The 11502-nt window shown below is 70.0% G+C and carries 10 protein-coding genes; 5 read left to right on the plus strand and 5 right to left on the minus strand.

Annotated features, from left to right (window positions below):
- Positions 1-214 precede the first annotated feature (214 nt).
- The 3 genes from U5O44_RS20465 to parC are packed head-to-tail and all read left to right on the plus strand — an operon-like array spanning position 215 to position 3976.
- Positions 215-1000: a DUF481 domain-containing protein gene (locus U5O44_RS20465; protein WP_322590226.1), complete on the plus strand. Its 786-nt coding sequence runs from the start codon at positions 215-217 to the stop codon at positions 998-1000.
- A 45-nt stretch (positions 1001-1045) separates the two neighbouring features.
- Positions 1046-1576 (plus strand): hypothetical protein, encoded by a 531-nt coding sequence (locus U5O44_RS20470; RefSeq protein ID WP_322590227.1) that lies wholly within the window; start codon positions 1046-1048, stop codon positions 1574-1576.
- A gap of 54 nt (positions 1577-1630) precedes the next feature.
- A complete protein-coding gene (gene parC / locus U5O44_RS20475) occupies positions 1631-3976 on the plus strand; it encodes a DNA topoisomerase IV subunit A (protein ID WP_322590228.1) in 2346 nt (781 codons plus the stop codon).
- 352 nt (positions 3977-4328) lie between these two features.
- Here the strand turns inward: parC and U5O44_RS20480 are convergent, their stop codons facing one another.
- The gene (locus tag U5O44_RS20480) at positions 4329-5699 is read right to left on the minus strand and encodes an IS4 family transposase (protein ID WP_473964707.1); all 1371 of its coding nucleotides are present in this window, start codon (positions 5697-5699) and stop codon (positions 4329-4331) included.
- Positions 5700-5809: 110 nt separating this feature from the next.
- Between U5O44_RS20480 and U5O44_RS20485 the strand changes: the two genes are divergently transcribed.
- Together U5O44_RS20485 and U5O44_RS20490 are read left to right on the plus strand one after the other, a co-directional pair.
- A complete protein-coding gene (locus U5O44_RS20485; protein WP_322590229.1) occupies positions 5810-6520 on the plus strand; it encodes a response regulator in 711 nt (236 codons plus the stop codon).
- Entirely contained in the window at positions 6517-7959 is a 1443-nt protein-coding gene (locus U5O44_RS20490; RefSeq protein WP_322590230.1) for an ATP-binding protein, read from the plus strand. The genes U5O44_RS20485 and U5O44_RS20490 overlap by 4 nt, the downstream gene beginning before the upstream one ends.
- Here the strand turns inward: U5O44_RS20490 and U5O44_RS20495 are convergent.
- From U5O44_RS20495 to U5O44_RS20510, 4 genes are all read right to left on the minus strand, one after another.
- On the minus strand, positions 7911-8711 hold the full coding sequence (locus tag U5O44_RS20495; RefSeq protein ID WP_322590231.1) for a hypothetical protein: 801 nt from the start codon (positions 8709-8711) through the stop codon (positions 7911-7913). The two genes, U5O44_RS20490 and U5O44_RS20495, sit on opposite strands and share 49 nt — an antisense overlap.
- On the minus strand, positions 8689-10263 hold the full coding sequence (locus U5O44_RS20500) for an ATPase, T2SS/T4P/T4SS family (RefSeq protein WP_322590232.1): 1575 nt from the start codon (positions 10261-10263) through the stop codon (positions 8689-8691). The genes U5O44_RS20495 and U5O44_RS20500 overlap by 23 nt, the downstream gene beginning before the upstream one ends.
- Positions 10264-10436: 173 nt before the next feature.
- Entirely contained in the window at positions 10437-10967 is a 531-nt protein-coding gene (locus U5O44_RS20505; RefSeq protein WP_322590233.1) for a disulfide bond formation protein B, read from the minus strand.
- Complete coding sequence (locus tag U5O44_RS20510; protein WP_322590234.1) at positions 10964-11452, minus strand: RidA family protein; 489 nt, start codon at positions 11450-11452, stop codon at positions 10964-10966. Before U5O44_RS20510 ends, U5O44_RS20505 begins: the two co-directional genes overlap by 4 nt.
- Between the last annotated feature and the right edge of the window lie 50 nt (positions 11453-11502).

Below are 11502 nucleotides of genomic sequence, written 5' to 3' on the forward strand. Positions count from 1 at the left end.
GACCTTGGTCTGGCCCGGTGCAGGACCTCGGTCCGGTACTGCGCGGAACATGGCTCCCTACCATTCGCTGGCGGGCCGCACATCCTCTCCCCCCGCGGATGGCCCGCAGGGAAGAACAACTGACAGGGAGGGCCTTTTTCCGCAAAGGCAGCTGTCCAGGATGTCCCGCCTGCATTGCCCGCACCGCTTGAACTGCTTGAACCGGACCATGACCATGAACAAATACCTCGCACTCAGCCTGATCTCTCTCGCAGCCGCCGCGTCCGGCGTGGCCCAGGCCCAGACAGCGGCCCCCGCCACCCCGACTGCCACGCTGAAGACGGACGGCAAGATGCGTGCGGCCCTTGGCCTGGGGGCCAGCGTTTCCTCCGGCAACAGCCGCACGTCCAATTTTTCGCTGACCGCGCATGGCGTGCGTGCGACAGCGCAGGACAAGACCACCGTCTACGGCTCGGCGCTCTATGCCCGCGCAGCCGGTGTCACCTCGGCCGAGCAACTGCGTGCCGGTGGCCGCTACGACTACAACCTGAGCGCAGACACCTTCGCGTTCGGCACGGCCGATCTGGAACGCGACAAGCTCGCCAATCTGTCGCTGCGCGGCGTGTTCGGCGCCGGCGCCGGCCTGCATGTGATCAACACGCCCGCCACGACATTCGATGTCTATGGCGGCTTGGCCTACAACACCGACAAGTACGTGGCCTCCACCGTCATCGACGGCCAGTCCCGCTCGTCCTACGGCTACACCGCGCTGCTGCTGGGTGAGGAGTCGCAGCACCGCCTGACCGACACCACCAGCGTCTGGCAGCGCCTGACCGTCTACCCGAACCTGCGCAACCGCGGCGAGTTCCGCGCCAACTTCGCGTCGGGGCTGTCGGTGGCGATGTCGAGCGTGATGAACCTGAATGTCGGCCTGGGCTATGCCTTCAACTCCGACCCGGGCGTCGGCCGCAAGAAGGGTGACACGCTGCTGACCACGGGCGTGTCGGTCAAGTTCGACTGAGGCAGAACGCACCGCTTCCCGGTCCCGGTATCCAAGGATCCGCACATGGAACTCGGCACGATCTCCATCCTGGTGCAGCTGCTGCTGATCTTCGCTCTGGTGGCCGTGTTCACCGGGCTGCGCCGGATGCGGATCCGCCGCGAGCAGCGCGACACCACGCCGGGCGCTGCGCCAGGGCTGTCCGCGCATACGGCGGCACCTGCCGCTCCCCCGGCGCCCGCGCCCGTGTTGACCGAGCTGCCTGTCGCAGGACGGCGTGCGCCGCACCCGCAAGGGGTGTCCAGCCATGTGTCCGAGGAGCTGCTGCCGGCCTGTTTTGCCGACACCTGTGCCGACTGGGCCCAGGTGGCGTCGGCCCCCGCCAGGGCCCCCGACACCCGCTTCAGCCTGGCCGACTGGTCGGCGCCGACGGACCATGTCGCGCTGGACACCAGCGTGGACCCTGCCACCCTGGACTGGGCACTGGATGCGCGGGTCGAGCCACCCCGCGTTCCGCGTCCGGTGGCAGACCCGGGCGGGCGGCGGTCCGATGTCCTGCACAATCGCGCCGCAGGTGCACCCATGCACCTGACGTGACCCGAGCCGGTCTTTCCTGTGGCGGCGGGTCATGCCGTGACCCGAAGCCGCAAGATGGACCAGACCACGATCGATTTCTCTTCCGCTCCCGCCGCCAACCCCGGCTCCGGCGATGACGCCCTGACGCTGGCGCACTACGCCGAGCGTGCCTATCTGGAATACGCGCTCAGCGTCGTCAAGGGCCGGGCACTGCCCGATGTCTGCGACGGCCAGAAGCCGGTGCAGCGCCGCATCCTCTACGCGATGCAGCGCATGGGCCTGACCACCTCGCGCAGCAACAGCGGCCAGACCAGCGGCGCGCGGCCCGTCAAGAGCGCCCGCGTCGTCGGCGACGTGCTCGGCCGCTACCACCCGCACGGCGACACCGCCGCCTATGACGCGCTGGTGCGCATGGCGCAGGACTTCGCGCTGCGCTACCCGCTCATCGACGGCCAGGGCAACTTCGGCTCGCGCGACGGCGACGGCGCCGCGGCCATGCGCTACACCGAGGCGCGGCTGGCGCCGATCTCGCGGCTGCTGCTCGACGAGATCGACGAGGGCACGGTCGAGTTCATCCCCAACTACGACGGCTCCACCGAGGAGCCGCGCCAGCTGCCGGCCCGCCTGCCGTTCGTGCTGCTCAACGGCGCCTCCGGTATCGCCGTGGGCCTGGCCACCGAGATCCCGAGTCACAACCTGCGCGAGGTCTCGGCCGCCGTGGTCGCGCTGATCCGCGACGAACACCTGAGCGACGACGCGCTGCACGCGCTGCTGCCCGGCCCCGACTACCCCGGCGGCGGCCAGCTCATCAGCAGCGAGAGCGACATCCGCGACGCCTACCGCACCGGCCGCGGCTCGCTCAAGGTGCGTGCGCGCTGGAAGATCGAGGATCTGGCACGCGGCCAGTGGCAGCTCGTCGTCACCGAGCTGCCGCCCGGGGCCAGCAGCCAGCGTGTGCTCGAAGAGATCGAGGAGCTGACCAACCCGAAGGTCAAGACCGGCAAGAAGGCGCTCACGCCCGAGCAGGTGCAGCTCAAGACGACCGTGCTGTCGGTGCTCGACGGCGTGCGCGACGAGTCGAGCAAGGACGCGGCCGTGCGGCTGGTCTTCGAGCCGAAGAGCCGCGCCATCGACCAGCAGGAACTCATCACCACGCTGCTGGCGCACACCAGCCTGGAAAGCTCCGCGCCGGTCAACCTCACCATGGTCGGCGCCGACGGCCGCCCGACGCAGAAAAGCCTGCGCCAGATGCTTGCCGAGTGGATCGGCTTCCGGCTGGCCACCGTGCGTCGCCGCACCGAGCACCGGCTGGCCCGCGTGCTCGACCGCATCCACATCCTCGAAGGCCGGCAGACGGTCCTGCTCAACATCGACGAGGTGATCCGCATCATCCGCGAGAGCGACGAGCCCAAGGTGGCGCTGATCGCACGCTTTCGCCTCAGCGACCGGCAGGCCGAGGACATCCTGGAGATCCGCCTGCGCCAGCTCGCCCGGCTGGAGGCGATCAAGATCGAGCAGGAGCTGGCCGAGCTGCGCACCGAGCAGGGCAAGCTGGAGGACATTCTCGGCAACGCCAGTTCGCTGCGCCGGCTGGTGATCCGCGAGATCGAGGCCGACACGAAGCAGTTCGGCGACGACCGCCGCACGCTGATCCAGGCCGAGAAGAAGGCCGTCGCCGAGGTCAAGGTGATCGACGAGCCGGTGACGGTGGTGGTGAGCCAGAAGGGCTGGGTGCGCGCGCGCACCGGCCATGGCCACGACGCGGCGGGTTTTGCCTTCAAGGCTGGCGACGGGCTGTACGGCACCTTCGAGTGCCGCACGGTCGATCCGCTGATCGTCTGCGGCAGCAACGGGCGGGTCTACTCGGTGCCAGTCAGCGCCTTGCCCGGCGCGCGCGGCGACGGCGCGCCGATCACCTCGCTGATCGAGCTGGAGTCGGGCACGCAGATCCTGCATTACCTGGCCGGGCCGGCGGACCGGCTGCTGCTGCTGGCCCACAGCGGCGGCACCGGGCTGCTGGCGAAACTGGGCGACCTCGTGACGCGGCAGAAGGGCGGCAAGGGCTACTTGACGCTGGAGGCGGGCGAGCAGTGGTTTGCGCCGCTCACCGTGCTGCCAGGGCATACCCAGGTCGCCTGTCTGGCGGCGAGCGGTCGACTGCTGGTGTTCGGACTCGGTGAACTCAAGCACCAGCCGAATGGCGGACGTGGGCTGACGCTGATGGAGGTGGATGCGGCCGATCCGCTGCGCATGGCCGTGCCGATGGCGACGGGGCTGCGGGTCAGCGGCGTGGGCCGGGGCGCCAAGCCGCGCGACGAGGATCTGCGGCCGGCCGCGCTGGCGGCTTACCTCGGCCGGCGGGCCCGCAAAGGGCGCATGGTCGAGACCACGATGAAGGTGTCAGGCATCTCGGCGCTGTGATGCGCGGCGCTGTGGCGTGCGGGTGTCGGGAGTTTCCAGAGGATTCAGTTTGAAATTGAAATTACCCGCACTGAAATTGATAAATCATGATTCCGGTTAATCTCCGTTAAGGCCTACTGTGTAGCCTTACAGTGGTTTGATGGTTTGGATTGTGTTCAAATCGTAACTGTCGTGAGGTAGTGAATTATTTCATGCGCAGTGGCCGGTGATCGGAACCGTTTCTGCCGATAGCTGCTCAGATACCCGACACCCAGTTCCCCCGCACCGCGCCACTTTGGTGGCGCGGGCTTTCAGGCCCGACCCCTATTGGTCGGGCCTTCTTTTTTGGCGCGCACGGGTCTAAGGCATCCCATTACACACAAGCCCCCATCTCCTTAGCGAAGCGCACGCCCCGCACGAAGGTGTTGACCTCGTGCATGCCCAGCCAGAGGGTCTTCGCACCGGGTTCACCGTCATGCTTGCGCCCCAGGAAGCCGCCGAGCTGAGCGATCAGGCGCACCACGGTGTTGAGCTTCGGGCGCTCCTTCGGGGGCTTCTTGCGGTTGAGGATGAACGCCGCCTGCCACTCGATGTCCTCGAAGAACAGCTCGGCCGGCAACTCGGGCAACTGCCGGCCCAGCCGCATCAGCCGGTTGATGCGCCAGGCGATGATCAGGTACATCGCCAGGGCCGTCTCCAGCCGATCGATGTGACCGAGCTGCAGCCGCTCGACCCGGCAGCCCTCCTTGAGCACCAGGAACAGCAGCTCGATCTCCCAGCGGGCTCGGTACCACTCCACCATCTCGGCCGCCTGCTCCAGCGTCTGGACCGCTCGGTTGCTCAGCAGCCGCCAGATCACCGGCTTGGCCCCGACCGGCACATTCACCTCGCTGGCGATCACGCACGTCATCTCGATGGCTGGCCGCCCCGGCTCACCGGCCTTGTCCGGCCCCGCCGCCTTGAGCACCACGCGCTGCGCCCGCAGCTCCTGCTGCACCACTCGCGCCTTGCGCCCTCGCCCGGCCGGCATCTCGAACACCACCGTGCCCAGCGACTCGCTTGCCATCACCTTGGACCACAGCTTGCCCGCCTGCTTGCCCGGCAGCACCCGGTCATGCTGCGCCCTCACCAGCACGTCCACCGCCCAGCCGCTGCACTGTCCACGCTCGAACAGCGCCATCGTGTCCGACTCCCGGTCCCCCACGCACACCAGCCTCGTCTCGGGCAGCCCCTCTGCCAGCCCCACCAGGTGCGCGTAGCTCTCCACCCAGCGCACTCCCTCGTCGATCTGCCCGTCCTGCCCCTTGGGCTGCCGGGCCCAGTTCCACGCATTCACCAGCCCCAGCGGCTCTCGATGCGGCGTCACCGCGTATGTCGGATGCACGTACAGCCCCCGCCGCGCCTCGTAGTTCAGCCGCCCCAGCCCCTGCGCGCTCTGCCCGTCAAACTCCAGCTCCGTCGTGTCCTGCAAGCACAGCACCACCGCCTGCGCCTGCATGCGCCGAACGCTGGCCTGCGCGTGCGCCTGCAGCACCGCTTCCCCGCTCGTGTCCTCGTGCCCCAGGAACCGGTACGCCGCCTGCGTCTGGCCCCAGTCCCCGCACGCCTTCGGAATGCTCGCCCCAGGGCTCTGCGCCAACTGCTCCGCCAGCAGCACCGCTCGCTTGTCCAGCCTCGCGTCGCCCAGCGACAGCGTCCTCAGTTCTTCTTGCGCCCACTTCGTCATCCCGACAGTTTCCCTCACGTCTCCCCGTCACCTCACCGGACAGACTTGTGTGTAATGGGATGGGTCTAAGGCGGGCTTCATCCCCAGCCGTTACGATCGGGGCATTGACTGAGGGATATTTTCATATCATGCGATTGCTGCTGGCAGAAGACGACCCCTTGCTGGGCGATGGTCTGCGCGCCGGGCTCAAGGCCCTGGGGTTCCAGGTGGACTGGGTTCGGGACGGCGTGGCCGCCGAGCGCGAACTGCTGAACCAGACCTACACCGCAGCGATCCTGGACCTGGGCCTGCCCCGTGTCGACGGGATGGACGTGCTGCAGAACCTGCGCACCCGCGGTGTGGCCACGCCGGTGCTGGTGCTGACGGCGCGGGACGCCGTGCCCCAGCGCATCCAGGCGCTGGACCTGGGGGCCGACGACTATGTGGTCAAGCCCGTGGACCTGCACGAACTGGCGGCGCGGCTGCGTGCGCTGGTGCGCCGCTCGCATGGGCAGGCGCAGGACCGGCTGAGCTGCAACGGTGTCGACCTGCAGCCGGCGTCCCGCGAAGTCTGGGTCGACAGCGAGATCGTCAAGCTCTCCAGCCGCGAGTTCAGCCTGCTCCATGTGCTGATGCTGCGCCCGGGGCGGGTGCTGACGCGCGAGCAGCTCGAGAACCACCTCTACGGCTGGGGCGAGGAAGTCGGCAGCAACACCATCGAGGTGCATGTGCACCACCTGCGGCGCAAGCTCGGCTCCCACCGCATCCGCACGGTGCGGGGCGTCGGCTATGCGTTCGCGGCGCAGTCCAGCCCAGCGCCCTCCGACACCGGCTCGGACAGCAGCTTCGCCTCCCTGTGACGGCCCGCGTTGCCAGCAGCTCGCTGCGCACGCGGCTGCTGCGCCGGGTGCTGGCGGGTGTGTCGCTGCTCTGGCTGCTGGCGGCGGTGCTCGCCTGGGCCGACACGCGCCGCGAACTCGACGACCTGCTCGACGGCCATCTGGCGCAGTCCGCGGCGCTGCTGGTGGCCCTGCAGCTGCAGGACGGCGGTGAGGTGCTGCTGCCTCCTGCCAACAACCTGCACCGGTATTCGCCCCGGGTGGCGTTCCAGGTCTGGCGGGCGGGTCAGCTGGATCTGCATTCCTGGAACGCCCCGGCCGAGCCCCTGGCTCCGCTGCAGCCCGGCTTCCACGCCTCACGCCTGGCAGGGCGGGACTGGCGCGTGTTCGCGGTGCGACCGGCCAAGTCCGATGTGATCGTGCTGGTCGGTGAGCTGAGCTATTCGCGGGCCGAGATCCTCCAGGCGGTGCTGCGCAGTTCGCTGCTGCCGCTGCTGGTGGCCTTGCCGCTGCTGGGGCTGAGCGTGTGGTGGGCGGTGCGGCTCGGTCTGGTGCCGCTGGACCGGCTGGGCAAGGAACTGGCGGGCCGTGATCCGGCCGCGCTCGACCCCATCCAGATGCACGACGCCCCCACCGAGTTGCTGCCCCTGGTCCGGGCGCTCAATGAGCTGTTCGAGCGGACCACCGCGCTGCTGGCCTCCGAGCGACGTTTCACGGCCGACGCGGCCCATGAACTGCGCACCCCGATCGCCGGCATCCGTGCCCAGGCGCAGGCGGCACTGGCTGTGCACGATCCGGCTGCGCGCCGCCATGCCCTGCAGGCGACGCTGGTCGGCTGCGACCGGGCCACCCGCCTGGTGCAGCAGCTGCTGACGCTGGCCCGCCTGGAGGCCGAGCCGCAGTCCCGCCCGGGTCTGGTCGATCTGGTGGTGCTGGCCCGCGACGAGGTGGTCGAGAGCGCCTCGGGGGCCTTCGAGGAAGGCCAGGAGCTGCAGCTGGAGGCGCCCGAGGAAGAAGGCTGGCTGCAGGTGCGGGCCGAGCCGACGCTGCTGGCGGTGCTGCTGCGCAATCTCATCGACAACGCGCTGCGCTACAGCCCGCGCGGGGCGACGGTGCGGGTCTCGGTGGTGCCGGTGATGCCGGACTGGGTGCGGCTGGTGGTCGAGGACAGCGGCCCCGGCCTGCCACCGGAGCATCTGGCCCGGCTGGGTGAGCGCTTTTTCCGGGCACTTGGCAATGAGCGCCCGGGCAGCGGACTGGGCTGGTCCATCGTGCGCCGCATTGCCTCGGCGCTGCAGCTGACCATCGAGGTGGACCGCTCTCCGGAGCTGGGGGGGCTGCGGGTGCAGGTCGGGATGCACCTGGCCGGCGCCGACGGGGACACGCCGTCCGGCCCGCCTGCGGCTGCGGCTCAGGCGGCGTCGGTGCTGCCCCGGCCCGCGTCGCGGTCCCATACGTAGCGGCACAGCGTCTTGCTTTCCGGCAGCAGGTAGATGGCCTGCACCGGCTCGGCGAGGGGGCGTGTGGCGTCGGAATGGTCGGTCTGCGCCCACGCCGGACGCAGGCTTCGGCCCTGCGGCGTGCGCGCAAAGGCGCGCAGCCGGCGGTCCAGCGTGGCCGCATCCCCCGGATCGAAGCGCTCCCAGAGCAGATCGACCGGCAGGCCGTCGATCAGCCGGATCAGCGTCGCGCCCTCGTCGCGCAGCAGTGCCAGCACGGCGTCCTCGTCGCGGATCTGGCCACGCAGCCGCTGCCAGTCGTCGAACAGCATGGGCTGCATGTCCTCCAGGTGCACGCCGGCCTGGGCCAGGGCGTCGGTCCAGGCGGCCAGATCGCTGGCGTTCACGGCGCTGGCCAGCCAGCGGTGGCGTCGGCGTCCCAGCGGCAGCAGCATGATGTGGCGGTCTCCCGGACCGAGCGCCTGGTCGAAGCGGACACGGGCCTGGGCGAGCATGGCCGCGCGCGGACCATCGCCCTCGATCAGCCGGTGCAGCACATATTCGTCGGCGACCCGCAGGCGGGCAATCGACGGCAGCGTGTCCACATCGGCCAGCCGCAGGGCCGCCAGCGCGGCCGACAGTGCGCTGCCGCCACTGCCGCCTGCGCTGGCCGAGGCCTGGCTCTGCAGCGTCCAGCCAGCGCCGAGCAGCTGCGCCTGGCAGCCCCGCATGCGCAATTCCAGCAGCAGCTCAGACCGCCATCGCAGTGACACGTCGAGCTTCCTCCCGCGAGACGAGCCCGGCGATGACCCAGTCCCGGGCGGCGTCCTGCAGGCCGCTGTAGCCCTCATGGGCCGCGGCGGCGTTCCAGGCCTGCGGTGTGGCGCGTGTGACGAGCAGATCGGCCAGCACCGGGGTCAGCGCCAGCCATTGGCTGATGACCTGTCGGCCGACCTGACCGGTGTGGTCGCACTCCGGGCAACCGCTGCCACGCACGGAAGGCGGCTGGCCGGCGCGTGCGGGCGGCACCGGACGGCTGCACGCCGGGCAGTTCAGGCGCAGGAGGTTCTGCACCAGCACACCGCGCAGCACGCTGGCCACCAGCGCCACCGGCCAGCCCAGGCGTTCCAGCCGCACCAGCGCCGACCAGGGGTCTGGTGCCGTGAGGCCGAGCACGATCGGACGCCCCTGCAGCGCCTCGTCTGCCAGCAGCGCCAGGGCATCGGCCTCCCGGGCATCCTCGATGAGGAGCCGGTCGGGGTCTTGCGCCAGTGCCGTGGCGAGTTCGGCTGCCGAAGGCCGTGTCAGCAGCAGCACCCGCTGGCCGGTGTCGCCCAGTTCCCGGGCGATGGCGTGCAAGGTCTGCGATTTGCCGGCGCCGCGCGGCGACACCACCAGCGACACGCCGTGGGCCTGCTGGAGGGCGCTGCGCAGCCGGGCGACGGTGGTGGCGTCATGCCCCAGGTCGTCGAGGGAGGGGGGGTGTTCTGCCGCTGGTGGGCTGGGCAGGTGCAGCACGGCCGCCCGTTCGGTGTCGCCGCGGGCGGTCACGCGCGACAGCACCGTGATCCGGGCCGTCGACTGCCGCCCTGCGTGGACGACGGGCAGGTGGCCGTCGCGTGTGGCAGCGGCCTGCAGTGCCTCGAACACGGTGTCGAAGGGCAGGGCATGGGCCAGCATCTCCCCCTGCGCCGGAACGCCGCGCAGCACGCCCTCGACACGCATCCGCCAGTGTCCCTCGGTCCTGTCACCGGCGTGGGCACTGGCCTGCAGCCAGTGGAGGTGGGTCGCACGCGCGCTCAGCGCCTGGCGCAGCACGCCGTTGATGTGGCGCAGGGCAGTGGATTCGGCGGGCGAGTCGTGCCCGGCCCGCTGCACGCCGGTGTGGCGGGCCTCGTCGGCCAGGCGGGTCTGCTCGATGCGGTCGACGAACCCGAGCAGGGCCTGCACCGGCGTGACATACCAGCGGGTGCGCGGGTGGCCGGCGTCGCGCAGGCGTGCTTCCAGCCACAGGCGGTGGTCGCGGTCGAACGGGTCGGCCAGCACCAGCGCCAGCGCGCCATCGGCCGCCCGCAGCGCCACGCACAGGCGCTGGCGGCTGCTGTCGAGGGGAATCAGGCGGGTGTCGACCTGTTCGACCGTGGCCCGGCTCAACTCGGCCGGCGGCATGCCGCTGGCCAGTCCCAGCCAGTCACGGAAGGCCCCGTCCTGCGCGGACGCGGGCACGGGACGGTGGGTGTCGGCGCTGTAGCGCCGCATCAGGCGCTGCACGACACGCTCGGCCTGTTCCTGGGCCAGTGCCCTGACTTGCTCCTGCTCGCTCATGGCGCCATTAGGCCCCAGTCACAGGCCCGGCAAGGCCCCGCGCCTGCGTGACGCTCCCCCCGGGGGCGAGCCCCGGCAGACAGGGGATGGAGAGTGGAATCAGCATGAACAATGGCATGGATGGCGAAAAATCAGGCACTTTCGGATGATATTGCCTAGTATTTCACACATTTTCAGCCATTCCGTGAGTCCGGCCTGAGCAGGGCTGCACGCACGATCCACGCCGCCAGCCCCGCCACGAGGCCGAACAGCACCGCGCTCCACAGCTCGAACGGCACACCCAGCAGCGCCACGGCCGCATCGGCACACGAAGCACGCACTTCGAACACCTCGGGCTGCCAGGCATCGAGCCCCAGGCCGGAGACGATGCGGTCGGCCAATGTCAGGTCACAGGAGGGCAGCTTGGCGGCCACCAGGTACTGGTACAGCGCGGCGGCCGTGCCTGCCAGCCCGATTGCCACGACCAGCCCCGCTGACAGGGCGGTCGAGATCCGTCCCGCGCTGCCGGTCGGCAGCGCGGCGGCCAGCAGCGCCACGCACGCGATGGCCAGGTACAGCACCCGCTGCAGGATGCACCACGGGCAGGGCTCCATCCCCCAGACGTGCTGCGCATACAGTGCCCCGCCCACGCTGGCCAGACACGTCAGCGCGATCAGCACCAGCGCCGTGCGGGCATGGTGCTGCAGCCAGGTGGTTGCACTCATGCGGTGGGGGGGCTGTTGTCGCCGAGGTCACCGATCTCGGCGATCAGCTCGATCTCGACACAGGCGCCCAGCGGGATCTGCGCCACGCCGAAGGCGCTGCGGGCATGTGCGCCGATCTGGTCACCGAAGACCTGGGCGAAGAGCTGCGAGGCACCGTTGGTGACCAGGTGCTGTTCGGTGTAGTCGGCCGTGCTGTTGACCAGGCTCATCACCTTGACGATGCGGCGCACGCGGTCCAGATCGCCGACCGCCGCCTGCAGCGTGCCGAGCAGGTCGATGGCGATGGCCCGGGCGGCCTGCTGGCCTTCCTCGGTGCCCATGGTCTTGCCGAGCTGGCCGACCCAGGGCTGGCCGTCCCGCTTGGCGATGTGTCCGGAGAGGAAGACCAGCGAGCCGGTCTGCACGAAGGGCACATAGGCGGCGGCCGGGATGGCCACGGGCGGCAGGGTGATGCCCAGGTCCTGGAGTCGTTGCTGGATGCGCATGGAAGATCCTGATGTGAAAAAAACCGCACTGCACAGGGCATGTAGCGTCG

The sequence above is a fragment of the Sphaerotilus sp. genome, from assembly GCF_034519685.1.
In the GTDB taxonomy this organism is placed as follows: Bacteria; Pseudomonadota; Gammaproteobacteria; order Burkholderiales; family Burkholderiaceae_C; genus Sphaerotilus.

What these genes read in the sequence shown, in the direction of transcription:
- U5O44_RS20470 (WP_322590227.1), top strand. Translation starts at nt 1,046, where the DNA reads ATGGAACTCGGCACGATCTCCATCCTGGTGCAGCTGCTGCTGATCTTC.
- parC (WP_322590228.1), top strand. Translation starts at nt 1,631, where the DNA reads ATGGACCAGACCACGATCGATTTCTCTTCCGCTCCCGCCGCCAACCCC.
- U5O44_RS20485 (WP_322590229.1), top strand. Translation starts at nt 5,810, where the DNA reads ATGCGATTGCTGCTGGCAGAAGACGACCCCTTGCTGGGCGATGGTCTG.
- U5O44_RS20510 (WP_322590234.1), bottom strand. Translation starts at nt 11,452, where the DNA reads ATGCGCATCCAGCAACGACTCCAGGACCTGGGCATCACCCTGCCGCCC.
- U5O44_RS20465 (WP_322590226.1), top strand. Translation starts at nt 215, where the DNA reads ATGAACAAATACCTCGCACTCAGCCTGATCTCTCTCGCAGCCGCCGCG.
- U5O44_RS20505 (WP_322590233.1), bottom strand. Translation starts at nt 10,967, where the DNA reads ATGAGTGCAACCACCTGGCTGCAGCACCATGCCCGCACGGCGCTGGTG.
- U5O44_RS20500 (WP_322590232.1), bottom strand. Translation starts at nt 10,263, where the DNA reads ATGAGCGAGCAGGAGCAAGTCAGGGCACTGGCCCAGGAACAGGCCGAG.